Below are 24,137 nucleotides of genomic sequence, written 5' to 3'. Positions count from 1 at the left end.
ATGAAAAAAATCTCTTTTGTAGTATCAAATTTAGGTGGCGGTGGAACTCAAAGGGTCACTACAGCTTTGGCGAATGAATTTTTTAAAAATGGCTATATAGTCGATGTCCTTGTCTGTTATTCAGGCTTAGAGAAAAAGTTTAATGTAGCTGAAGGTGTAAATATAATCGACGTTAGGTTTGAGGAAAAAAAAAGTAAGTATTTAATTGGTCGTTGTTTTGATTATATCAAAAATTTGATTCGCTTGAGACAAGCTATTACCAAGAGTAAGCCTACAATTATTATTGCTCAGCAATTTGAACAATGTATTAGAGTCCCCCTTTCACTACTATTTTATAAGAAAAAATTGATTTGTTGTGAACATAGTGAGTATGGAAGGTTGACAGGTTTTACTAGAGCATTTGTAAATTTGTATTATAAATTTTTAGTTCGAAATTTAGTTGTACTAACTCAAGAAGATAAATATTCTTATCCTTCATATTTGAATAATATCCAGGTTATAGGTAACCCACTATGTGTGGAGGCTTCATCTGTCAAAGCTGTTCCTAAAAGGCTAGGGGGTAATGTAATTTTGTCGGTAGGCAGACTTTCAAAAGAAAAAGGTTTCTACGAATACATATGCTTTATTGTAGATAATAAATCCATTTTTAAAAATTGGAATGTTAATATAGTAGGTTCAGGTTCTGAATCTGATAGGCTTCATGAATTAATAAAGTCAAGTGGTATTGGGGATATTGTTACAATAACTCCATTTAGCGAAAATATTGAATTATTTTATCGTAGTGCAGACATATACTATTTGCCTTCTATTAAAGAGGGCTTTGGTTTGGTGTTGCTTGAGGCTATGGAGTATGGGCTACCAATTATATCCAATAATAGCTCTAAAGGTGCTCGCGCTTTAATAATAAATGACTTTAACGGCCTAATGGTCAGTGATACTAAAGAAATGATTAATGCATTTAGTAGTTTGATGAAGAGCAATAAAAAAAGGCAGGAACTTTCTTTAAATGCTACATTATTTGTCAAAAATTATTATATAGATAATGTCATAAAAGATTGGGAAAAGTTGTTTATTAATTATAGAAAAAGTTGGTTTTGATGAAGAAGGTTTTGCATATTATTACTGGTTTAGGCTCTGGTGGGGCAGAGGGAGTCCTTTATCGACTTTGTACTCATGATAAAGACAATCAACATTTAGTTATCTCTTTTATGAGTGATGGTAAATACGGGGCTTTATTACGTGAAGCTGGCGTGGAAGTATATTGCTTACAACAATCACAAGGAAAGTTTACTATTAAGGCTGTTCTTAGGCTTTATAAATTAATAAATACAATAAAACCAGATATAGTTCAAACTTGGATGTATCATGCTGATTTAATCGGTGGTTTAATCGCTAAAATTAGCGGTATTAATAATATACATTGGAACATCAGACATTCATCTCTAATTGCGGGTAAATCTAAGAAAAGTACGATACTAATAGCAAAAATTTGCGCTTTGTTAAGTTACATTATTCCAAAGAATATAGTTTGCTGTGCAAAAACCGCGCTAGATACTCATGCTAGCCTGGGGTACTCAGCAAAACGTATGACAGTTATATCTAATGGGTATGACGTTTTAGCGTTAAATGAGCTTGCCCTTGAAGAACCTCCTCTAGAGATTACTAATGTAGAACAATATACACCTATTATTGGTTTAATAGGTCGTTATAACATTCAAAAAAATCATAGTGGTTTTTTTTCTGCGTTAAGTATGCTTACTCAATCAGGGAACCATAACTTTAAAGTAGTTTTAGTCGGGCATGGTGTTGATTCAAATAATACGGATTTACTTCGCTTATTAGAGTCTAAGGGGCTGGTCAATAAAGTTATTTTACTGGGTGAGCAGAATAATGTGCCTTCAATTCTAAGCAAGTTTGATTTATCAGTCTTACCCAGCTCTTTTGGTGAAGGCTTTCCAAATGTTGTGGCTGAATCTATGGCTCTAGGAATACCATGTATAGTAACAGATGTTGGTGATGCAGCTCGCATTGTTGGTGACACTGGTTGGATTATCCCTCCTAATGATGATTTTCTCTTAAGTAAAACTATTGCAGTTGCTTTAGAGGAGTTGAGCAATGATAGCCAACAATGGGTTATTAGAAAATCTAAGGCTAAAACAAGAGTTACTGAAAATTTTAGTCTGGATTTAATGGTAAAAAAATATAAAGAGGCTTGGTCCAGCTAATGAAAGTAATCGTGATAGGAACACTACCATCTTCACTTTATAATTTTAGAGGTCAATTACTTAAGCATCTTAAAAGCTTAGGAAATAACGTTAAAGCTTTAGCCTCTGGAGCGAATCCTGAAGATATTAAAGCTGTTGAGCAGTTAGGTGCTAAGTATATTGATTACCCTGTTAGTCGCAGCGGTTTAAATCCAAGAGAAGACTTTAAAACTTTTAAGGTTTTACAAAAGATTTTTAAAGCGCAATTACCAGATGTAATTTTAACTTACACAATAAAGCCAATTATTTGGGGAGCTTTTGCCGCGCGCTGTTTGCCAAATTGCCGTTTTTATGCGCTAGTAACCGGCCTAGGGTTTGCATTCCAAAAAGGAAGTTGGAAGAAAAACCTTTTGATGAAGTTAGTTGTTATTTTATATAAAACAGCTCTGAAGAATGCGGATAAGGTGATTTTTCAAAACTCCGACAACAAACAGGTTTTTATTGATTTAGGCATAGTGCCTGAATATAAAACGGCTGTTGTAAATGGCTCTGGCGTTGATGTTAAGCACTTTGAGGTAAAACCTCTGCCTTTAACACCTAAATTTTTACTTATTGCTCGGTTATTGGGTGATAAAGGGATACGTGAATATGTTAAAGTTGCGAATATAATTAAACAACATTACCCACAAGCAGTATTTCAGCTAGTTGGCCCTGAAGATCCCTCACCAGATGGTATTTCACTAGAAGAGCTAACAAAGTTAAACCAAAATAATTCAGTTGATTATTTAGGTGAAACGAGTGATGTTCGTCCTTTTATTGATGACTGTAGTATTTTTGTGTTGCCTTCGTATCATGAAGGACTGCCTCGTACAGTTTTAGAGGCAATGGCAACAGGGAGACCTATTTTAACTACAGATGTACCAGGTTGTCGTGAAACTGTTATTAATGGCGAAAATGGTTGGTTAGTCGAAAAAGCAAATGTAGAGCAACTGGTTGATAGAATGACATGGTTTATCGAAAACCCTTTAGAGTGGCAACGAATGGCTGATACTAGCAGAGCTATGGTTGAAAATAAGTTTGATGTTCATAAAGTAAATGCCGAATTAATGGATATTATGGGGTTGAGTAAATGAAACGACTCTTTGACTTTTTAGTTGCTCTTTTTACATTGCTTACTTTATTACCTGTAATAATTGTTGTTGCTTTACTCATTCGGTTCAAATTAGGTTCGCCTATTTTATTTACTCAAAATCGCCCTGGTTTGAATGGCAATGTATTTAAAATGATGAAGTTTAGAAGCATGCTTGATGGTAAAGATAAGCATGGGAACTTGCTGCCTGATGATGAGCGTATGACAAAATTTGGCACATTTTTACGCTCTACCAGTTTAGACGAACTTCCAGGCTTATTTAATGTATTAAAAGGCGATATGAGTTTAGTAGGTCCTAGGCCTTTATTAGTGCAGTATTTACCTCTTTATAATACTGAGCAAGCGCGCAGGCATGATGTTCGCCCGGGTATAACTGGTTGGGCTCAAGTAAATGGGCGCAACGCTATTAGTTGGGAGCAAAAATTTAAATTTGATGTGTGGTATGTTGATAATCAAAGCTTTTTACTCGACTTAAAAATATTATTACTCACAGTAAAAAAAGTATTTGTACGCGAAGGTATAAGCGCTGACGGGCATGTAACTACTGAGCCATTTAAAGGCTCTAATAATGACTAATAAGCTGGCTATAGTTGGCGCCAGTGGCCATGGTAAAGTAATTGCCGATATTGCCGAACAGCTTGGTTTTATTGTTAACTTTTATGATGATGCCTACCCAAATAAAACCTACATTGAACATTGGCCTATACATGGTACTTGTGCCGACTTAATAGCGTTAAACAATACAAATACAACTCCTAATGACGTTGTTGTTGCTATTGGCAATAACGATATTCGTCAACAAAAAATACAGTTGTTACAACAAAATAATTTTAATTTAATAACATTAATTCACCCCACAGCTGTTATAAGCCAATACGTTACAATAGCGCAGGGAAGTGTCGTTTTTGCTGGTGCTATTATTAATGCGTTTGCCAATATAGGCATTGGCTGCATAGTTAACACCTCAGCTATTATTGAGCACGACTGTGCTATTGGTGACTTTACTCATATTTGTCCTAATACTGCTTTGGCGGGCGGGGTTATTATTGGTAGTAAAAGTTGGGTTGGTATTGGTAGCCAAATTAAACAATTAATAGTAATTGGTGATAATTGTATGATTGGTGCGGGTAGTACTGTTATAAAAAATATACCGGATAACGTTACTGCATTTGGCTCTCCTGCAGTACCGAACAAATAAGACCTCATTTCTATATAAATCAATAGGAACATAATGTTAAATACCCCATTTTCTCCTTGGCCTAGTTTTACTCAGCAAGAGGCCGATGCCGTTAGTCGTGTGATTTTATCGAATAAAGTTAATTATTGGACTGGCACTGAAGGCCGTGAATTTGAAAAAGAGTTTGCTACTTGGGCTGATAGTGAATATGCCATAGCGCTTGGTAATGGCACTTTAGCTCTTGATTTAGCGCTTAAAGCTTTAAATATAGGCGCTGACGATGAAGTAATAACTACGCCTCGTACATTTTTAGCATCTGCCTCAAGTATTGTTACTGCGGGCGCTGCACCGGTATTTGCTGATGTTGATTTAAATAGCCAAGCAATTACAGCCGCTAGTATTAAAGCAGTACTTACACCGAAAACAAAAGTGGTTATTGTTGTACATTTAGCAGGTATGCCTGCTGAAATGGACGATATAATGGCATTGAGTAAAGAGTATGGTTTTTATGTAATTGAAGACTGCGCCCAAGCTCATGGTGCTAAATATAAAGGTAAGTCTGTTGGCAGTATTGGGCATGTTGGTGCATGGAGTTTTTGCCAAGATAAAATAATGACCACCGGCGGTGAAGGCGGCATGGTAACCACAAACTCTAAAGAGTTATGGTCTACTATGTGGAGCTATAAAGATCACGGTAAAAGCTTTGATGCTATTTATAACCGTGAGCACCCACCAGGATTTAGATGGCTGCACGAAAGCTTTGGCACCAACTGGCGCATGACTGAAATGCAAGCTGTACTTGGTCGCATACAATTAACACGTATGAGTGATTGGTCAGCAAAACGCCAAGCATACGGTGCTCAGCTAGACGAAGCCGCAAGTGGCTTTAGTAGTATTCGATTAGTGTCAGTGCCAGAGCATAGCGAGCACGCAGAATATAAACATTATATGTTTGTTAAGCCTGAGCAATTAGCAAAAGGTTGGGATCGTGACCGTATTGTTAATGCGATTGTAGATCGCGGCGTACCGTGTTTTCAGGGCAGTTGTTCTGAGGTGTATCTTGAAAAAGCATTTGACAACACACCATGGCGCCCAGAAAAACGTTTGCCTAATGCCGTAGAGCTGGGTGAAACTTCCATCATGCTTTTAGTGCACCCAACTTTAACTGAAGCCGAAATAGCGAAAACAACCCAAGTAATCAAAGAAGTATTTAGTCTCGCAACAAAATAGGTTTGCATATAATTAGTTAAATAAAATGCCTACTAACAAGTAAAGAGGTCGCTACGCTTTAGAAATTAAAGCGGTTTAGCGACCTTTCATTTACTCTTGTTTGCTGCTTTTTATGTTGTATATTATTTTGGCTAATAGCTGAAGATTACTCGCCATAGCTATTATTTGTGAAACCTAGTATTTTAATCATAAAAGGAACTGTCAGTGGATAGTTTTATACGCTCTATTTTAAATGCATCACGCGCTAAAAAACGCCTTATTACTTTGTTTATCGATACGTTATTTATTGTAATCGCTTTTTGGTTAGCCCTCATTGTAAGGCTTGATAGCTTTGAACCACTGCAGCGTTTAGATAATTGGCTTTTATTAGCGGTGTTGATACCTGTAAGCTTATATACATTTATAAGTTTAGGCCTGTATCGTGCAGTACTTAGGTACATGAACTCTCAAGCCATATGGGCAATAGTATTAGGTACCGTTATAACTACAGTTAGTTTGGTTTTAATTGCCTTTTTGATAGGTGTAGATATACCCCGTACTATGCCGTTTATATTTGCTTGGCTGTGTTTATTAACCGTAGGTGGTGCCCGTGTATTGGTACGCGCGATTATTGGTAAAATGACTACGAGTAAAAAAGAGTCTGTGATTATTTATGGAGCGGGCTCTGCAGGGCGGCAACTAGCCACTGCTTTAGGTGCTGGCCCTGAGTATTTTGTTAGTGCATTTATTGACGACGATGCCACTAAACATGGCTCAATAATTCAGGGTATACCTGTTGTATGCTTTAAAGGTATTTACGAATTAATTAATAAACGTAAAGTTAACAAAGTTTTATTAGCATTACCTAGTGCAACACGTGCCCGCCGAAAAGAAATACTAGCCCAATTAGAGCCATTAACAATTAAGGTACTTTCAATGCCAGGAATGGCTGATGTTGTAGAAGGTAAAGCTAAGCTTGCTGAAATAACAGAAGTAGGTGTTGAAGATTTATTAGGCCGAGACCCCGTAGCCCCTAAAATGGATTTAATGACGGCTAATATTACTAAAAAAGTGGTTATGGTAACCGGTGCAGGGGGTTCTATTGGCTCAGAGCTCTGTAGGCAAATAGTTAAACAACAACCCACTAAATTAATTTTATTTGAACAAAGTGAGTTTGCTTTATATTCAATAGAAAAAGAGCTTAACGAGTATGTTTGTAATAACGCTTTAGAATTAGAGCTAATTCCTATAATGGGTTCTGTTCAGCGCATTAATCGCTTTGAAACGGTAATGAAAACCTTTGGCGTGCATACAGTTTATCACGCAGCTGCTTATAAGCACGTACCGTTAGTTGAGCATAACGTTGTTGAAGGTGTACGTAATAATGTTTTTGGTACTTATTACTGTGCTAAAGCAGCAGTTAATGCAGGCGTTGAAAATTTTGTACTTATATCTACCGACAAAGCAGTGCGTCCTACTAATGTAATGGGCGCCACTAAGCGTATGGCCGAGTTAGTATTACAGGGCTTAGCGCAAGAGCAAGGTGTTAAACATAAAACACGTTTTTGTATGGTTCGCTTTGGTAATGTACTTGGTTCGAGTGGTTCTGTTGTGCCGCTATTTCGCAGACAAATAAAAGAGGGTGGTCCAATAACGCTTACACACCCTGATATAACACGTTTTTTTATGACGATTCCAGAAGCGGCTCAACTAGTAATACAAGCAGGCGCTATGGGTAAAGGTGGTGATGTATTTGTACTTGATATGGGCGACCCCGTTAAAATTAAAGATCTTGCGACTAAAATGGTCCGACTTTCTGGTTTTGAAGTTAAAAGCGACACTAATCCACATGGTGATATCGAAATTAAGTGTACGGGCCTACGCCCAGGCGAAAAGCTTTATGAAGAACTGTTAATTGGTAATAATGTGGGCGAAACAACACACGAGCGCATTATGACTGCTAGTGAAGTAATGTTACCTTTAGCTGAGCTTAATGTGTTTATAGAAGCGTTAGATATTGCGTGTCATAACTTTGATCACGAATCAATCCGTCAATTGCTGTTAGATGCACCAACAGGTTTTAACCCAACTGATGGTATATGTGATTTAGTTTGGAATGCTAAGGCTAAAAAATTAGTTGAAGGTGCCGCAAAAGATAATATAGTTAACATAAACAGTTAATAATATAAATTGTATAAGTACGAAGTAAGTCGCCTCTACAGGAGGGGCATATTGTAGGTGAGATTTCATACCTCGGTTTTGCTGAAGTTAGGTTACATAAGCGTGAAGTAAATCAGAGAGTATTGATTGGTGTATATTTCAATATGTTCATCTTTCTCTTACTTATATATTCTGCAAAAAATATTTAGTAATACATTCGATGTTACATTTTAGCCAGCGGTTTTTGTCTAGAGCCTAATTTATAACTCTGGTAGAATCATTTTATTACTTATTAACTAATCTTAAAGGATTAATATGAAAATTGCCGTAGTAGGTACAGGCTATGTAGGCCTTTCTAACGCTATGTTGCTAGCACAACACAATGAAGTGGTCGCATTAGATATAGACGAACAAAAAATAGCGCTTTTAAATAATAAAAAGTCACCAATTGTTGATACCGAGATTAGTGAGTTTTTAACACGTAGTGACTTAAACTTTACAGCCACTACCGATAAAGTAGCAGCCTATAAAAATGCTGATTTTGTAATTATTGCCACACCCACTGATTACGATGTTGAAAATAACTATTTTAATACCAGCTCTGTAGAGGCTGTAATTAAAGATACAATAGCGCATAACCCTAATGCAGTTATGGTCATTAAATCAACGATTCCAGTTGGCTTTACGCAAAGTATTAAAGAAAAATTTGGTATTAATAACTTAATATTTTCGCCAGAGTTTTTACGTGAAGGTAAAGCACTACACGATAACCTATACCCATCGCGTATTGTAGTTGGTGAGCAAAGTGAGCGTGCAACTGTGTTTGCAAACTTACTTAAGCAAGGTGCTATAAAAGAAGACATTGAAGTACTTTTTACCGATTCAACTGAAGCCGAGGCTATTAAGTTATTCTCAAATACTTACTTAGCAATGCGCGTTGCTTATTTTAATGAGCTTGATAGCTACGCTGAAGCACATGGCTTAAACTCTAAGCAAATTATACAGGGTGTTAGTTTAGACCCACGTATTGGTGATCATTACAATAATCCATCATTTGGCTATGGTGGTTACTGCTTACCAAAAGACACTAAGCAACTACGTGCAAACTATGCAAATGTACCAAACAATATTATTGGTGCAATTGTTGATGCTAATACGACACGTAAAGACTTTATTGCAGACTCAATAATTAAGCGTAGCCCTAAAGTAGTTGGTGTGTATCGTTTAGTAATGAAAACAGGGTCTGATAACTTTAGAGCCTCTGCCATTCAAGGCATTATGAAGCGCATTAAAGCTAAAGGTATTGAGGTAGTCGTTTACGAGCCTGTGCTTGAAGAAAATGAGTTTTATCACTCACGTGTAATTAAAGACTTAAATGAGTTTAAGCAAATATCTGACGTTGTTGTGTCTAACCGCATGGTTGAAGAGCTCAGTGATATTGCTGACAAAGTTTATACTCGCGACTTATTTGGTAGTGATTAATAAACAAAGGCTAAAGATTAAAGATTAAAGATTAAAGATTAAAGACTAAGTTATAAGTTAAAAACTTAAGCAGATTTATATTAGGGGGCGTTGTGCAGTTTGAGAACTTAAATGTATGGCAACGCTCTGCCGATTTAGCTTGTGAAGTTTTTATTTATTTTAAGGCAAGTAAGCAATTTGGTTTAAAAGATCAAATTACACGCTCTGCATTATCAATTTCATCAAATATTGCTGAGGGTTATGAGAGAAAGACAGCTAAAGATTACTGCCGTTTTCTCTCTTACTCTAAAGGTAGTTGTGGTGAGCTTCGCTCACAAATATATATTGCCTTAAAAATTGGAGAGGTTGATACAAAAACAGCAGAAATCTGGATAGAAGAGTCTAGGCAGTTATCAAAAATGATATCTGCCTTAATGAAAACTATTGAAACTTGGGATTAGGCTTTTAGTCTTCAACTTTCAACTTTCAACTTTCAACTTTCAACCTTCAACTTTATCAGCTTAAAGATTAGGAAATTATGAAATATTTAGTAACGGGTGCGGCTGGTTTTATTGGTGCGGCAACATGCCAAAAATTATTAGCTGCGGGCCATGTAGTTGTCGGTATTGATAACCTTAATGACTATTACGATGTTAATTTAAAACTAGCACGTTTAGCGCAGTTTGAAAGCCATGAAGCGTTTACATTTATTAAGCTGGATATAAGTGAACGCCCAGCAATGAGCGAGCTATTTAAAACACAGCAGTTTGACAAAGTAATACATTTGGCAGCGCAAGCCGGTGTTAGGTATTCAATAGAAAACCCTGATGCTTATGCAGACTCTAATTTAGTAGGGCACTTAAATGTGCTTGAAGGGTGTCGTAATAATAAAGTTAAGCACTTGGTTTATGCTTCATCTAGTTCTGTATATGGCTTAAACGAAAAAACACCATTTGAAACAACCGACAGTGTTGATCACCCAGTGTCGTTTTATGCTGCTACTAAAAAAGCCAATGAGCTAATGGCGCATAGCTATTCTCATTTATATAGTTTACCTACAACAGGCTTACGCTTTTTTACTGTTTATGGCCCATGGGGTCGCCCAGATATGGCACCGTATATTTTTACTAAAAAAATACTTGCCGGCGACACTATTGATATAAACAACAACGGCGATATGTGGCGTGACTTTACTTACATAGATGACATAGTCGAAGGTGTTGTTCGTGCTGCCGATGTAATACCTGTTGCAAACCCTGACTGGAGGGTTGAAACTGGTTCGCCAGCTTCTAGCTCTGCTCCGTATGCGGTTTATAATATTGGCCACGGTAGCCCAATAAACCTAATGAAGTTTATTGAAGCCATTGAAGCTGAACTAGGTACTGAAGCTAAAAAGAACTTCCGTGAAATGCAAGCCGGCGATGTCTATAAAACTTATGCTGATACTACAGATTTATTTAATGCAACAGGCTATAAAGCGCAAGTTGGTGTTAAGCAAGGCGTAAGTGAGCTTATTAAGTGGTATAAAGACTTTTATAAATAAAGGTTACAATTTGTAAGTCATTTAAAAACACTGTTTTCAATTTGAGACAGTGTTTTTTATTGGCTTTTAATAAAATTAAGTTAGATGAGCCTGAAGTAAATTCGCATCTACAGTGTGTACATATTTTGTAGGTGAGGTTTTATACCTCGCTTTTGGTAAAGTTAAATTGGAAGAGCGCGAAGTAAATTCGCACCTACAGGGTATTAAAAATTAGCAAATACACCTAACCTAGCAAACGTTTCCCCGTATACATCCTTTCCTTGATACAGCTCAGCTCCCCAACTTTTAGCGCCCATTATTGGTTTACTTAACTTACGTGTGTATGCCGTTTGCAGCTCGTAACTTGTTTTATAACCATCACGTTTATTTTCAAGCATACGAATAGTGGTATTTAAGCTTTCTATTTTACTTAATTGCCAATGCCAGTTTACGCTCATAGATTTAGCCGGAGTGTAGTCGGTGTAGTCGTGTTCATTACCCGCCCAGTGGCCAATTACATTGCCTGAGTTTCGGTTACCATCTAAGTAAATGCTATTCTTGTACCAGCTTTTTTGCCAATTACTATGCTCGAAGCGTAAACTGTGGTTGTTAGCAATAAAAGGTAAATAAATACCAAAGCTATATGCATTATTACGTGAGCCACCCAATGTATCTTCGAGTGCTACCTCACCGTATAGCTCATAGGGTAATGTATAAAGACTATTGTTATACGCAAAAGTAATTGATCCTAACTGATCTCCAAGCTCAAAATCTGCATCAACCTCTTCTGCCTCCGAGGTCGTTATATTATCTTTACTGCCAGGGGTAAAAAAACCTTCTGCAAAGTCTTTTAAAGTAACTGTTCGAGGGCCGCCTCCGAACTGCATTAAGCGGCTTAGGCCTATTGTTAAATTATCGGTTGCTGCAAAACTAGTGTGCAAACCAAATAAATACGGCTTACCTGGTGTAAATTCATTACCGTTTACAGGGTCGTAGTTACCTTTACGGATCCCACGTTGCTCTGTCATTTTGCTAATAAACATATCGTAACGAATATTAAAGCTGGTTATTGGCTCTACATTACTAAGCGTTATAGAAGGCGTTGTTTTAGCTTGTGTGCTTAATAGCATGGCACTGTCGTTAAAAGGTGAGTACCAATGTTCTCGGTAACCTACATCTAACTGCGCGTATTTATTACCAAGGTAAAAAAAGCTTTGTGTAGGTAATATTTCGTCTTCGTTGGCTATGCCTACAACACTTACACCAAAGTAACGCCCGAAGTTAGCGTAAGCGCCGCCTTCAACAATTAAGTTGGTTTTAGTGGTTTGGCCGCGTTGGTTTGGCAATGTTTTATCTTTTGTGCCAGCAGCAAGTGTTACTTTTGCAAATGTACCCGCATCGCTTTGAATATAAGGGCTAAGTTGGTACGAAAGTGTTTGATATAGTTCTGGGTAAGTATGCCTTACTGTTTGCAGCACTCTATAAATATCGTGCGCTTTATAAGGCTTACTCATAATATGTGTATTTTTACTTACGGCTAAAAGTCGTTGTACTTGGTGCTCAAGTTCTGGGGCTTGATTTAAAGGTAAATAAGGTGATACGCCACCTTTAGCAACAGCATTTGCACTGATTGCCATCCCGATAAACAGTGATATTTTTTTGAGCATAATTATTCCGTTAGCAAAAATTTGTTTAAGTAAAAACGTTAACGCGAGGTTAGCAATAAACGCCTAAGTAAGGAAGAAAAAAGCGATATATTAGTGGTTAGTAATTGGTGTGTGTAAGTTGTAGGGAGTTTTTATATCCGACTTTGGTAAAGTTAAATTACATAAGCGCGAAGTAAATTCGCACCTACAGGGTACATATATCGTAGGTGAGATTTTATACCTCGCTTTGGTAAAGTTAAGTTAGATGAGCGCGAAGTAAATTCGCACCTACATGGTGTGTATATTGTAGGTGAGGTTTTATACCTCGCTTTTTATTTTATATAAATACAATCCCAGTAAGGGTATGAAGCAATTTTATCGACAATTTTAGCCCGCAAAGGATTAGCAATAATATATCTAGCATTGTTCAGTAAATCGTTTTCATTTTTAATCATGTGATCATAGTAGTTACGTTGCCATAATTTATACATACCTAAATCGTCACGGGTTACTTTAGAACAACGGCCTTTAAATAACTTAATTACATCGGACAGCGTTTTTTTATTTCCTAATTGAATTAGCCAATGTATATGATTTGGCATAATTACAAATGCTATTGTTTTAGCTGCTTCTTGCGTTTCTATCTTTTTCATTTCTGTGATTATCAAACGATTAATATCCATAGAAATAAATATGTTTTCTCTTTTGTGCGCCACTAGTGTGATTGAGTAAAATCGATTTGTTAATGATACTCTGCCTTTTCGCAATAAATCTGAACGATACATTTTTCAGGCCTTCAGTACTTTTGTTTAAAGGTAGCAGAGGTTTCAAAATAAGAGAGCGCGAAGTAAAGTTAAGTTAGATGAGCGCGAAGTAAATTCGCATCGATAGGGTGTGTGTATTGTAGGTGAGGTTTTATACCTCGCTTTTTATAAAGTTAAGTTAGATAAGCGCGTAGTAAATTCGCATCGATAGGGTGTGTATGTTGTGGATAAAGTTTTACATCTCACTTTCAAAGTCCTGATAAACAAAAACCCCGATGGTACATGGTACCATCGGGGTTTTTTAATCGTTTTAGTAAACCTAAACTTTAAATTCGTCTACCGACAAGCGAAGTTCTTCGGCAAGTTTTGCTACTTCTGAACTTGAAATATTAGTTTGGTTTGCGCCTTCGGCTGTTTGCTCTGCAATGGCTACAATCGACTCAAGGCGTTCGCTAATTTCTTGTGCTACTTGTTGTTGCTCAAGTGCCGCGGTCGAAATTTCTTCACTTACGTCGTGAGCTTGCGAAACCGCAAATGTAATTGAATCAAGAGCGCTACTTGCTAGGTCGGTTTGCTCAACACACGATACCGCACGTTGTTTACCTTTACTCATAGCAGTTACGGCAGCTTCAGCGCCTGTTTGTAGTGATTCAATCATTGATTGTATCTCTTGGGTCGACTCTTGAGTTTTACTCGCTAAAGAGCGCACTTCGTCTGCTACAACCGCAAAGCCTCGGCCATATTCACCAGCACGTGCAGCTTCAATTGCGGCATTTAATGCAAGTAGGTTAGTTTGATCAGCTATTCCGCGTATTACATCTAATATGCTGCCAATTGATGCGCTATCTTGATGTAGTTTATTAATTACTTGAGAGGCGTCGTCTACTTCACGTGCTAATTGCTCAATTGTGGCTTTATTGTTATTCGAAATACCTTTAACGCGTTCAGCTTCTTTATCCGCATTTTTAATTTCGCTAAGTGCTTGTTGAGCGCTGTTGCTAACCGTTTGCGATGTACTGCTCATTTCGGTTGTTGCGGTTGCGGCTTGTTCAACTTGTGCTTGTTGGTTGCGAATTGCTTGGCTTGATTCTGAGGTAATGGCCGATGTTTGCTCTGATGCTGCTGCAAGTTGAGTGGAACGCGAAATAATACCTTTAATTAGGCTGCGTAGGCTGTCAATTAGCGTGTTACAGCTTTTAGATAGTTCGCCAAATTCGTCTTTAGCGCTGTCGTCTAAACGTTGTGTCATGTCGCCACTGGCAACAATATCTAAAATTCGGTTAACTTCAGCAAGTGGTTTAGTAATGCGGCTAACAGTAATAATAGCAATCGCTACAGCTAAAAGGGTGGCTATAATCATACCAACCCACGTCCATAAGTTTGCTGAGTCTACGTCGCTGCGCACGCCTTGCTGTAATTTAAACGCAACATCACTTGCTTGATTAACTAACTCATCAATTTGGTTAAGTGCCATTTTGGTGGCTTGCTCTGACTGGGCAAGCTCTGTCTCTGTTAGCGTAATCGAGTCAATTAATCGTTTTTTGTTTGCAGCTAAACCGCTGCCACCTTTTATGTTGTTTTCTAAAGTATCAACATACTCTTTTAAGCTTGAATATAAATCGCTGTGAGTTTGCTCAATCGCAGGTTTAATTAATGCAATAGTACGCGTTACTTCTTCTAGGTAATAAGTTTGCTCGTTTTTAACAATATCGAGAGTATTAAGCGTTTTAACGGTTAGCATGTCGGTGCTGTTACTAACTACCGACATAAAGTTGTTTTCTAAATTGTTAGCAGCTTGATAAGCGCGAGGGTGGTTTTGCTCAAATCCGTCAATGTCGGTAATATCGAGTACAACAGAGTTAGCATCTTCTGCACTTAGTTCTATATTTTCTAATTGTGCTTTTAATGTTTTATTTAATGCTAGCTGTTTGCTTTTATCTTCTAATAAGTTTTCAACTGTGCTTAAAAAGCTTAAGTAGGTTTTTTCTACGTTTTGGCTACTTTGATTAAGCGTTGCATCATTTTTTACTACGTCTTGAAGTTCGCGATGAAGAGTGTTGAATAATTGCTTTTGCTCGAGAACTTGTGCTTTTATTGGCGCAAGCTCATTGGCGGATGTCGTGTAAAAACTCGCTTGAGCGGCTTTACTCATTAAAATAAATTCGGCTTGTAGCTCAGAGCTTTTATTTAATGCTGGGAGTGATAGTTGGTTCACTTTTTGAGTGGAACGGTCAATATTTGCAATTTTTATTAAGGAGTTACCACCAATTATTAATAATAATAGTGTGATAAATATAAAACCACCCCAAATACGTTGGCTTACTGTCAGGTTCATAAGGTTTCCACTCAAAAGTACTTCAATTAAAACTTATCGGCGTTTGTACCAATAAGTTAAGTAATTAAAATCAATTACTTTAACTAATTTTAACTATTAATTTATAAATCTAACAGATGTATTGTTTTTTTTCAGTTTATTTAGACGAAAGGTGGGACTTTTCTACAATAATTTTTTTTGTACTTAGCTCCATTAGGGTCATGGTGTTCCCCCATACACAGCCCGTATCTAAGGCGTGAACCCGTGGATTATCTGTTCTACCTTCAAGCGCGGCCCAGTGGCCAAAAATAATATCGTGTTTAGTTTTAGCTATATTAGGATGGTTAAACCAAGGGGTTAATGTTTGGCTATCGGTTATTGCACCCTTTGCATTAAGCTCGAGTTTGTTATCACTTGTTAAAAAACGCATGCGGGTAAAGTAGTTAACTATGTATCTAAATTTTTCAAAGTCATCAAGGTTGCTTGACCACTCTGCAGGGTGAGGTTGATACATGTGTTCAAAAAATGCTTTAGCGTTATTTGATTGATAACAGCTTTGTGCAAATTGCGCGTGCTTTAGTGCATTTTCAATAGACCAATCGGGGTTTAATCCTGCATGAGATATAAAACAGTTATGCTTTATAAGCTCTAGAGCCAATGGCTGGGTTTGTAAAAAGGCAATGTAATGCGTTAATTTTGGGCTTTCAAATATTGGGTTTAGTTTATCTTTTGGATTGGTAGGTTTGTTAAGAAAGTAGCAGGCAACCATATGGAGGTCGTGATTGCCTAAAGTGATGGTCATGCTATTTTGATGTTGGTAAATATAGTCTAAGCAGGCTAGGGAGTCTGGCCCGCGGGCAACGATGTCGCCAACTAAATAAAGGTGATCTTTGCTTGGGTTAAAATCAACCCGTTGCAAAAGGGTGTTAAATTCACTAAAACACCCTTGTAAATCACCTATCGCATAATCTGCCATCAGTGGTTACGACTTAATGTAAAATGTTAGGGCAAGCCAAACGAAACACATTAATAGGCGCCTGAAACTCAGAGCCAAATTCGTTGCGTAACGTGTAATGGCCTTGCATAGTGCCTACAGGTGTATCTAAAATTGCCCCGCTGGTGTATTTATAGCTTTCGCCTGGGCCAATGTCTGGCATTTCGCCAACAACGCCTTCACCTTCTACTACTACTTCTTTGCCATTTGCATCGGTAATTAACCAATAGCGGCTCAGTAATTTTGCACTACATAAACTATGGTTTTTAATTGTTACCGAGTAAGCAAATACGTATTTTTCAAGCTCAGGTTGAGATTGACCTTCTACGTAAAATGTTTCTACAGATACCTTTACAGGCGATCCAATATTACTGCTTGTTGTCATAAATCCAGTTAGCTATATCAATAAATTGTTGTAAAGATAAGCGCTCAGCACGCAGCGTTATATCAATGCCAATGCTAGTAAGCTCTTCTGCAGTTAGTAAATTACCTAAACTGTTACGCAGTGTTTTACGGCGTTGATTAAAGGCTTCTAAACACACTGTGTTTAATATTTTAACGCTTTTTGCTGTACGTTGCTCTGGCTTCTTAGGTATTAAACGTATAACAGCAGAGTCAACTTTTGGCGCTGGTTTAAAGCACTCAGGTGGTACTTCAACAACCGGCATTGCATTACAGTAGTATTGAGTCATTACGCTTAAACGGCCAAATGTTTTACTACCTGGGCCTGCTACCATGCGTTTTACTACTTCTTTTTGAAGCATAAAGTGCATGTGCTCAATATGATCTGAAAATTCAAAAAGATGAAACAATAACGGTGTCGAAATATTGTAAGGTAAGTTACCAAACACTTTCAATTTTTTGTCATCGCGAACCAAGCTTGCAAAGTCAAACGTCATTGCATCGCCTTGGTTAACGGTTAATTTAGGACCCAAAAATGGATGTTCAATTAATCGTTGTGCTAAATCTTTATCTAATTCAACAACCGTTAAATGGCCACTTAAATCAGCTACTGGCTCAGTAATTGCGCCAAGGCCGGGGCCAATTTCTACTAAGTTGTCTTCTGGTTTAGGATCGATCGCAGAGACTATTTTATCGATAATAGACTCATCAAATAAAAAGTTTTGCCCAAAACGCTTACGAGCGCGGTGTCCTAAATGTACTTTATCGGTCATTGATTTTGTGCTTTTTCTTGGGCGAGCTTAATTGCTTCGCGGATCGCTAATTCAAAACTGCCAACGTCAGCTGTACCAGTTCCTGCTAAATCGAGTGCAGTACCGTGGTCAACTGATGTGCGGATAAATGGTAAGCCAAGGGTAATATTTACCGATTTACCAAATCCCTTGTATTTTAGCACAGGTAATCCCTGATCGTGATACATAGCAAGCACTGCATCTGCTTCAGATAGGTATTTATCTTGAAATAAAGTATCGGCCGGTAGTGGGCCAATTAAATTCATACCTTCGCTTCTAAGTATCTCAAGCGTTGGTGTGATTGTTTCTATTTCTTCACGGCCTAAATGGCCATCTTCACCGGCATGCGGATTTAAGCCACACACTAAAATACGTGGTTTTTCTATACCAAACTTAGTTTGTAAGTCGTGATTTAAAATACCCGCTACTTTAGTTAAGCGCTCTGGTGTAATGGCACGCGATACATACGCAAGTGGAATATGCGTGGTTACAAGTGCAACTCGTAAGCCCTCTGTTGCAAGCATCATAACTACATCAGCAGTATTTGACTGCTGTGCAAAATACTCAGTGTGCCCGCTAAATGAAATACCCGCTTTATTAATTATGCCTTTGTGAACAGGGCCCGTAACAACAGCATCGAAGGTGCCGTCCATGTTTTTTTCACTTGCTATACGCAAGGTATCTAACACGTATTGTCCGTTACCGTCGTTTAGTACGCCAAGTTCTACATCAGTACCTAAATCAACTTGGTGAATATACAGGCTGCCAGCAGGTGCTACGATAGCGGGTGCATTATCATCAAATTCAATTAAGTTTATTGTTAGGCCTAAATGTTTTGCACGCTCTTTTAACAGCTTGCCATCGGCAATTGCTACAAGTTGAGCATCCCACGCTTGCTGAGCAAGCGTGAGTAGCAAATCTGGGCCAATACCGGCAGGTTCACCCGGTGTAATAGCAATTCTTAGGGTCATATTTATTGGTCTATAGGGAAAATTTCAACGTGAGCTTGCTCGCGCATTTCTTGCTGCCAGTTAAAACTTTCTTCCTTAAATTTACGGTTAAACAACATACCGTGAGCACGGTTACGTTTAGCTAGCTCAGTTTTATCAGCTACACGTTTACCAAGTAACTGAACAATATGCCAACCAAACTGTGTTCTAAACGGTTCGCTTATTTCGTCTTGCTTAAGAGAAAGCAGAGTATCTTTAAACGCAGGTACGTAAGTTGTTGGATCAGTCCAATCGTATTCGCCACCTTTAAGTGCAGAGCCTGGATCTTCTGAGTATTCTTTAGCTAACTTGCCAAAGTCGGCAGTTCCTGCGCGTAAATCTTTTGCAAAGCCAGCAAGCATAGAGCGTGCTTTTTCTTCACTTAAAATAATCGAAGGTTTAATTAGTATATGGCGTGAACGCACTTCAGTTGTTTCTACAACTTGTAGGCCACGAACATCTTGTACTTTAATGATATGAAAACCGGCACCAGAGCGAAGAGGGCCAACAATAGCGCCTTTCTTTTGGCCTTTTACTGCTTCAGCAAAAAGCGATGGCATTTCGTTAATGCCCATGTAACCAAGCTGTCCACCTTCAAGTGCTTTAGAGCCGCTTGATGATGAAATAGCAATACGCTTAAATTCTTGGCCATCGTTTAATAGCTCAATAACTTTATCTGCGCGTGTTTTTGCGCCAGCAATTTCGTCAGCGTTCGCATCGTTAGGGATATCTATTAAAATATGACCTATGTCGTACTCTTCAGCACTTTGACCTTGGGTTTCCATAATTTTTAAAAGGTTATCAACTTCTTGCTCGCTAATATAAATACGGCGATCGACACTTGCACGTGTTACTTGCTGCGTTGTTATTTCTTTACGAATTTCTTCACGGTAAGCTTGAAAGCTTTCACCCGAACCTTCAATAGTACGGCGTAAATCGGCAATTGTTCCGCCTTGCTCTTGTGCCATGCTTGCAAGAGTTTGATCGAGTTGGCTGTCTGAGATTTGTAACCCCATACGGTCAGCCATTTGTATCATAAGGGCTTGATTTACTAAACGCTCAACGGCTTGTACACGAAGAGTTTCATCTTTTGGTAATTGCTGGTTTTGTTCTTCGGCTTGCTTTTTAACACGATTAATAATGGTGTCTACTTCGCTTTTTAAAATTACGCCTTGGTTTACAACGCCAATAACTTTATCTATTTCTACTGGTGCGGCCATTGCACTTTGACAAAGGCTGGCACTTAAAACTGCTGATGTTAATAATTTTTTTAAATTCATATTCTTTTTACTACTCTTGCTGATAGTACTGTTGTGATACTAGTTACTAAGAAAATACGGTCTACGATAGCCAAAAATACCTTGTTGTAATAATTTTTGTGCATCATAACGGCTTTTACTGCCAAGTCCTTTTAATACAAAATTCAAACTAATACCTGAATCAAAAGTTGCTTGTTCTTGGCCTATTGATTGATTTAAATCTGTTTCAATTTGGCGGTGCCCAGTAATTTGGATAGCCCAACAGCATGATTCATACTGTAATCCGCTCAATACTTCGATACTTCTGTTGTTTTCAAGATCTCGATGATAGCTCGCAATAAATTGCCATTCGTCGCTAATAGGAATACTTGTAAATACACCTGCTTGCTCGATTGTATTTCCTGAGACATCATTTGCATAGCGATGGTTCAATTGTACTAGCTGATTATTATCACCTTTATAATCAAGCGTTACATTTGACTGTACCATTTGCTTGCCATCTGTATCGTATTGAATACCTCCAGCGAGGTACCAACGGCGGTGCCAATGTAACATGGTTTGAGCTGCAAATAGTGCATTATAATTAGTGTCTGAGTTTAAGCCTTGCTCTGTTGGCTTGGCATCGTCACTTAAATAAAATATTTGGCCAGCACTAAAGTTAAATACTTCTTCTTGTTTTTTATCAAACAAGCGCGTTGTAGCACCTAACGTAAATTGATTCGCGGCTGCTATACGGTCAACACCCGAAAAGCGCACGTCTCTAAATAAACCATAATAATCGTCTTGTAGTTTGGTTGTATCAAACAAACCAATATCTGACTGGTCTTTATTAGGCGTATATAAATATTGAATTTGCGGCTCTAGCGTTTGTATAGCGTCTTCAAAAAAGTAAGATGCGTCGCGCTCAAAATTAAGCTGAGAGTACAAACGTACTTTAGGAATAGTACGCGATACGGTATCGCTGTATTGCGTGCCTGTTAAGTTTCCGCTTTGCTTATAATTAGTTTGCAGTAAGCTCACTTCAGATAAAAAAGACCATGCATGCGTTGCATAGTTATAGCGTGCTTTAGGCTCTACGTGTACACGAGTTGCGCTGTCTATGGCCACTTCTGATGAATCATTAGTAAAATGGCTAATTTCACCTGACACACTAAAGTCAAAATTATCAAAACGCCATGGAGCAGTTTGCGTAAAATTAACTTGCGGTATAGCAGTGTAAGACTCTAAGTGATCGCCCAGTACTTCAAAGTTTTGTACTTTAATATCGGTGCGCCATGTTTCACCTAAATGAGTAAGTGAACCGGTACGATACAACTGAGTATCGGTTTTACTGGCGTAATTTGAGCTTAAATCGGTGATGTAGTTATCATCGCTTACATTGGTTACATCAACGTTTGCGCGCCAGTTTTCACCTAGGTAGCTTTGTTGTTGCCAATGAAACATGTAGCGTTCATTCAAATCTGGCTCAGAATCATCACTATCTAAGTATTCAATCCCTACTAAGCCTTCATGTTGCTCTGTTAGGTATCTAAATTCGGTTTGTAATTGCAGCCCTTTATTAGACATATAACGAGGCGTAATAGTGGCATCAAAATTAGGTGCAATATTTAAATAGTACGGCGTAATTGTTTCAAGGCCGTATTTGTCAGAGCTTGAAATAGTCGGGGTAAGCAAACCTGATTTACGGCGTTCATCCAGCGGAAATGTAAAATAAGGTAAATATAAAACCGGTGTATCGAGAATGCGTAATACGGCGTTATATGTTTCGCCCCAGCCTTCTTCGCGTGAAAGGTTTATTTCGTCAGCTTCAATTTCCCACACTGGGGTGTCACTTGGGCAAGTAGTAAAGCTTGCATTCATGAGTAATAGGCCAGACTGATTAACAGTGAGCTTTTCAGCGCCGCCTTTACCTTGTTGTTCGGTTAGGCTGTAGTCGGCGCCTAACAAGCTGACTTCTGAATTATTTAAATCGGCATTTAATCCGGTGCTGTTTACTTTACTTACATAGTCTTGATAAGTGATTGGCCCCGTTGCATTTAATAAACCACGCTGTTTGTCTATCAACGCAGTTTGTGCGGACAAACTCATCTTAAGGGTGTTAATATCAACATTGCCGGTAAATTCAGCGCTTTGAGTGCCAAGTAGCTCTACATCATCAGCTTGAATATCAACTTCACCAAGGTTAAGGCCTTCAAGTGGTTGCCAAGCTCTGGTTTGCATTGAAATGCCACAAAGGTTGTGTGCCAGTTCAGTTTCGGCAAGCGATGGTGCGCTAACTACGCTTAGCATCAATATGCCCCAGGTTTTGCTCATTTATCGACCTTAATACTGTGTGTTTAATATAATATACACATAATAAAGGAAAATAATGGCAATTACAGTAATTGACCTAATTAACTTAGTGAAAAATAGATATCTTATAAAATGACACGCTTTGAGAATTTACAACAATTTATAAACACACAGCTTAATGCCAAGTCGCATACTTTAAACGCGATCACGGGTGATGCTAGCTTTCGCCGTTATTACCGTTTAAATCACGATAATAAGCATTTAATAGTGATGGACTCAGATCCGCAAAAAGTGAATAACGAACCTTACATTTCGCTAAATCAGGTGTTTGTTGAGCAAGGTTTTTTACTTCCTACTATTATTGCAAGTGATGAGAAACAGGGCTTTTTTGTTCTGAGTGATTTAGGGAGTACGCACCTAGCCGATATGCTTGATGATGCAAATCGCACCGAACACTATCAAGCACTAATTAGCTTAAGTGCTCAGTGGGCAAAAACGCCGGCAGCTTATGCTATGCAAGCGTATAACGAAGATTTTATAAAACTAGAACTTGATATATTTAGCCAGTGGTTAGTGAGTGACTTTATTAATGAGCCACTAAGCGCAGAGCAAAACGTAATGTGGCAAAGAAGTTCAGCGCTATTAATAAAGGCCATGCTTGAGCAACCCACTGTTACCGTTCATCGCGATTACCATAGCCGTAATATTATGAACAGTAACGGCCAGTGGGCAATTATAGATTATCAAGATGCTGTACGTGGGCCGCTTTGCTACGACTTGGTATCGCTACTGCGCGATTGCTACTTTAAACTGCCTCACCAAGAGTTAACAAGCTTGCTTGATTTTGCTTATCAAGAATTTACGGCTCAAAATTTACTGGTTAACATTTCATTTGATGAGTTTAAATATTGGTTTGATTTAACCGGATTACAGCGCCACTTAAAAGCTGCGGGTATATTTTGTCGATTATATTTACGCGATGGTAAAACAGGTTATTTAGATAATATTTTACCGACGCTTGATTACATTATTGAAGTAGCGGCAAATTACCCAGAGCTTAACGCATTGAGTGAGTGGACAAAAAATACCATTGTGCCCAAAGTAACTGAAAAGTTAGCAAAGGAGCGCTCATGAAAGCGATGATTTTAGCCGCAGGGCGCGGGCAACGTATGATGCCGCTAACGCAAAATATGCCAAAGCCAATGTTAAAAGTGGCAGAAAAACCACTTATTGAGCACCATATAAATAACCTTAAAGCTGCCGGCATTACCGATATTGTAATAAACCTTGCCTGGCAAGGTGATAAAATAAAAGACTACTTTAAAGATGGCAGCCAATTTTGTGTAAATATACTTTACAGCCAAGAAGTTGAAGGTGGCCTTGAAACGGCTGGCGGTATTATTGAAGCGTTACCGCTGTTGGGCGACTCTTTCATTGTAGTAAATGGTGATGTATACACCGATTATGATGTAAGTGCGCTAATGCAACTCCATTTACAGCCCGGTGAAGCGCACATAGTGCTTATAGAAAACCCGCAACACAATCCTAACGGCGACTTTGCATTGAGCCATTTATCGCCTGATAGTCAAAAATATACATTTTCGGGGATTGGCCGCTATCAGGCTGATTTTTTTAAAGGACTAACGCAAGGTATTCGCCCTTTAGGGCCTATTTTACGTGAAAAGCTAAATGAACATTTAGTCTCAACTGAGCTCTATATAGGGCAGTGGGATGACATTGGTACACCAGAGCGTTTAAACCAATTAAACAAGCGCCTTGAGGCGTAACAACTCAATTTTTAAG

General features: G+C 38.2%; 21 protein-coding genes. 12 read left to right on the top strand and 9 right to left on the bottom strand.

Annotated elements, in window-relative coordinates:
* The 10 genes from BW142_RS02445 to BW142_RS02400 all read left to right on the top strand — a co-directional run bounded on the left by BW142_RS02445 (position 1) and on the right by BW142_RS02400 (position 10,904).
* A complete protein-coding gene (locus BW142_RS02445; protein ID WP_076923753.1) occupies positions 1-1,098 on the top strand; it encodes a glycosyltransferase in 1,098 nt (365 codons plus the stop codon).
* Positions 1,098-2,225 (top strand): glycosyltransferase, encoded by a 1,128-nt coding sequence (locus tag BW142_RS02440; protein ID WP_076923752.1) that lies wholly within the window; start codon positions 1,098-1,100, stop codon positions 2,223-2,225. Before BW142_RS02445 ends, BW142_RS02440 begins: the two co-directional genes overlap by 1 nt.
* Entirely contained in the window at positions 2,225-3,337 is a 1,113-nt protein-coding gene (locus tag BW142_RS02435) for a glycosyltransferase family 4 protein (protein ID WP_076923751.1), read from the top strand. The genes BW142_RS02440 and BW142_RS02435 overlap by 1 nt, the downstream gene beginning before the upstream one ends.
* The gene (locus BW142_RS02430; RefSeq protein WP_076923750.1) at positions 3,334-3,930 is read left to right on the top strand and encodes a sugar transferase; all 597 of its coding nucleotides are present in this window, start codon (positions 3,334-3,336) and stop codon (positions 3,928-3,930) included. Before BW142_RS02435 ends, BW142_RS02430 begins: the two co-directional genes overlap by 4 nt.
* On the top strand, positions 3,923-4,552 hold the full coding sequence (locus BW142_RS02425) for an acetyltransferase (RefSeq protein ID WP_076923749.1): 630 nt from the start codon (positions 3,923-3,925) through the stop codon (positions 4,550-4,552). Before BW142_RS02430 ends, BW142_RS02425 begins: the two co-directional genes overlap by 8 nt.
* A 33-nt stretch (positions 4,553-4,585) precedes the next feature.
* A complete protein-coding gene (locus tag BW142_RS02420) occupies positions 4,586-5,761 on the top strand; it encodes a DegT/DnrJ/EryC1/StrS aminotransferase family protein (protein ID WP_076923748.1) in 1,176 nt (391 codons plus the stop codon).
* Positions 5,762-5,965: 204 nt separating this feature from the next.
* The gene (locus tag BW142_RS02415; RefSeq protein ID WP_076923747.1) at positions 5,966-7,921 is read left to right on the top strand and encodes a nucleoside-diphosphate sugar epimerase/dehydratase; all 1,956 of its coding nucleotides are present in this window, start codon (positions 5,966-5,968) and stop codon (positions 7,919-7,921) included.
* A gap of 294 nt (positions 7,922-8,215) precedes the next feature.
* Positions 8,216-9,382: a nucleotide sugar dehydrogenase gene (locus BW142_RS02410; protein ID WP_076923746.1), complete on the top strand. Its 1,167-nt coding sequence runs from the start codon at positions 8,216-8,218 to the stop codon at positions 9,380-9,382.
* Between the two features lie 92 nt (positions 9,383-9,474).
* A complete protein-coding gene (locus BW142_RS02405; protein ID WP_024600307.1) occupies positions 9,475-9,822 on the top strand; it encodes a four helix bundle protein in 348 nt (115 codons plus the stop codon).
* A 77-nt stretch (positions 9,823-9,899) separates the two neighbouring features.
* Entirely contained in the window at positions 9,900-10,904 is a 1,005-nt protein-coding gene (locus BW142_RS02400) for an NAD-dependent epimerase (protein ID WP_076923745.1), read from the top strand.
* A 203-nt stretch (positions 10,905-11,107) separates the two neighbouring features.
* Here BW142_RS02400 and BW142_RS02395 read toward each other — a convergent pair whose 3' ends face one another.
* The 9 genes from BW142_RS02395 to lptD form a co-directional block, all read right to left on the bottom strand.
* Positions 11,108-12,550: a capsule assembly Wzi family protein gene (locus BW142_RS02395; protein WP_076923744.1), complete on the bottom strand. Its 1,443-nt coding sequence runs from the start codon at positions 12,548-12,550 to the stop codon at positions 11,108-11,110.
* 311 nt (positions 12,551-12,861) lie between these two features.
* Positions 12,862-13,314 (bottom strand): transposase, encoded by a 453-nt coding sequence (locus tag BW142_RS02390; RefSeq protein WP_076923743.1) that lies wholly within the window; start codon positions 13,312-13,314, stop codon positions 12,862-12,864.
* Between the two features lie 298 nt (positions 13,315-13,612).
* Positions 13,613-15,628, bottom strand: a complete 2,016-nt coding sequence (locus BW142_RS02385) for a methyl-accepting chemotaxis protein (RefSeq protein ID WP_076923742.1) — start codon at positions 15,626-15,628, stop codon at positions 13,613-13,615.
* 136 nt (positions 15,629-15,764) lie between these two features.
* Positions 15,765-16,583, bottom strand: coding sequence for a symmetrical bis(5'-nucleosyl)-tetraphosphatase (locus BW142_RS02380; protein WP_076923741.1), 819 nt, complete (start codon positions 16,581-16,583; stop codon positions 15,765-15,767).
* Positions 16,584-16,596: 13 nt separating this feature from the next.
* Positions 16,597-16,986: a Co2+/Mg2+ efflux protein ApaG gene (gene apaG, locus BW142_RS02375; protein ID WP_007585091.1), complete on the bottom strand. Its 390-nt coding sequence runs from the start codon at positions 16,984-16,986 to the stop codon at positions 16,597-16,599.
* Positions 16,970-17,776, bottom strand: a complete 807-nt coding sequence (rsmA, locus tag BW142_RS02370) for a 16S rRNA (adenine(1518)-N(6)/adenine(1519)-N(6))-dimethyltransferase RsmA (RefSeq protein WP_002960838.1) — start codon at positions 17,774-17,776, stop codon at positions 16,970-16,972. The genes apaG and rsmA overlap by 17 nt, the downstream gene beginning before the upstream one ends.
* Positions 17,773-18,765, bottom strand: a complete 993-nt coding sequence (gene pdxA, locus BW142_RS02365; protein WP_024600312.1) for a 4-hydroxythreonine-4-phosphate dehydrogenase PdxA — start codon at positions 18,763-18,765, stop codon at positions 17,773-17,775. Before pdxA ends, rsmA begins: the two co-directional genes overlap by 4 nt.
* Positions 18,766-18,767: 2 nt before the next feature.
* A complete protein-coding gene (gene surA / locus BW142_RS02360) occupies positions 18,768-20,063 on the bottom strand; it encodes a peptidylprolyl isomerase SurA (RefSeq protein WP_024600313.1) in 1,296 nt (431 codons plus the stop codon).
* A gap of 39 nt (positions 20,064-20,102) precedes the next feature.
* Positions 20,103-22,355 (bottom strand): LPS assembly protein LptD, encoded by a 2,253-nt coding sequence (lptD, locus tag BW142_RS02355; RefSeq protein ID WP_024592325.1) that lies wholly within the window; start codon positions 22,353-22,355, stop codon positions 20,103-20,105.
* Between the two features lie 111 nt (positions 22,356-22,466).
* On the opposite strand from lptD, the gene BW142_RS02350 reads away from it, so the two are divergent.
* A complete protein-coding gene (locus BW142_RS02350) occupies positions 22,467-23,468 on the top strand; it encodes a phosphotransferase (protein ID WP_076923740.1) in 1,002 nt (333 codons plus the stop codon).
* Positions 23,465-24,121, top strand: coding sequence for an N-acetylmuramate alpha-1-phosphate uridylyltransferase MurU (murU, locus tag BW142_RS02345; protein WP_076923739.1), 657 nt, complete (start codon positions 23,465-23,467; stop codon positions 24,119-24,121). Before BW142_RS02350 ends, murU begins: the two co-directional genes overlap by 4 nt.
* Positions 24,122-24,137: the final 16 nt, after the last annotated feature.

The sequence above is a fragment of the Pseudoalteromonas sp. EB27 genome, from assembly GCF_001974875.1.
GTDB lineage: Bacteria > Pseudomonadota > Gammaproteobacteria > Enterobacterales > Alteromonadaceae > Pseudoalteromonas.
The sequence above is the reverse complement of the archived record's forward strand: the minus strand, read 5'-3'. Positions and strand labels throughout refer to the sequence as shown.

Coding starts and splice junctions, on each gene's coding strand:
- BW142_RS02350 (WP_076923740.1), top strand. CDS start 22,467: ATGACACGCTTTGAGAATTTACAACAATTTATAAACACACAGCTTAAT.
- pdxA (WP_024600312.1), bottom strand. CDS start 18,765: ATGACCCTAAGAATTGCTATTACACCGGGTGAACCTGCCGGTATTGGC.
- lptD (WP_024592325.1), bottom strand. CDS start 22,355: ATGAGCAAAACCTGGGGCATATTGATGCTAAGCGTAGTTAGCGCACCA.
- BW142_RS02385 (WP_076923742.1), bottom strand. CDS start 15,628: ATGAACCTGACAGTAAGCCAACGTATTTGGGGTGGTTTTATATTTATC.
- BW142_RS02410 (WP_076923746.1), top strand. CDS start 8,216: ATGAAAATTGCCGTAGTAGGTACAGGCTATGTAGGCCTTTCTAACGCT.
- BW142_RS02435 (WP_076923751.1), top strand. CDS start 2,225: ATGAAAGTAATCGTGATAGGAACACTACCATCTTCACTTTATAATTTT.
- murU (WP_076923739.1), top strand. CDS start 23,465: ATGAAAGCGATGATTTTAGCCGCAGGGCGCGGGCAACGTATGATGCCG.
- BW142_RS02390 (WP_076923743.1), bottom strand. CDS start 13,314: ATGTATCGTTCAGATTTATTGCGAAAAGGCAGAGTATCATTAACAAAT.
- apaG (WP_007585091.1), bottom strand. CDS start 16,986: ATGACAACAAGCAGTAATATTGGATCGCCTGTAAAGGTATCTGTAGAA.
- surA (WP_024600313.1), bottom strand. CDS start 20,063: ATGAATTTAAAAAAATTATTAACATCAGCAGTTTTAAGTGCCAGCCTT.
- BW142_RS02395 (WP_076923744.1), bottom strand. CDS start 12,550: ATGCTCAAAAAAATATCACTGTTTATCGGGATGGCAATCAGTGCAAAT.
- BW142_RS02440 (WP_076923752.1), top strand. CDS start 1,098: ATGAAGAAGGTTTTGCATATTATTACTGGTTTAGGCTCTGGTGGGGCA.
- BW142_RS02380 (WP_076923741.1), bottom strand. CDS start 16,583: ATGGCAGATTATGCGATAGGTGATTTACAAGGGTGTTTTAGTGAATTT.
- BW142_RS02400 (WP_076923745.1), top strand. CDS start 9,900: ATGAAATATTTAGTAACGGGTGCGGCTGGTTTTATTGGTGCGGCAACA.
- BW142_RS02420 (WP_076923748.1), top strand. CDS start 4,586: ATGTTAAATACCCCATTTTCTCCTTGGCCTAGTTTTACTCAGCAAGAG.
- BW142_RS02445 (WP_076923753.1), top strand. CDS start 1: ATGAAAAAAATCTCTTTTGTAGTATCAAATTTAGGTGGCGGTGGAACT.
- BW142_RS02430 (WP_076923750.1), top strand. CDS start 3,334: ATGAAACGACTCTTTGACTTTTTAGTTGCTCTTTTTACATTGCTTACT.
- rsmA (WP_002960838.1), bottom strand. CDS start 17,776: ATGACCGATAAAGTACATTTAGGACACCGCGCTCGTAAGCGTTTTGGG.
- BW142_RS02425 (WP_076923749.1), top strand. CDS start 3,923: ATGACTAATAAGCTGGCTATAGTTGGCGCCAGTGGCCATGGTAAAGTA.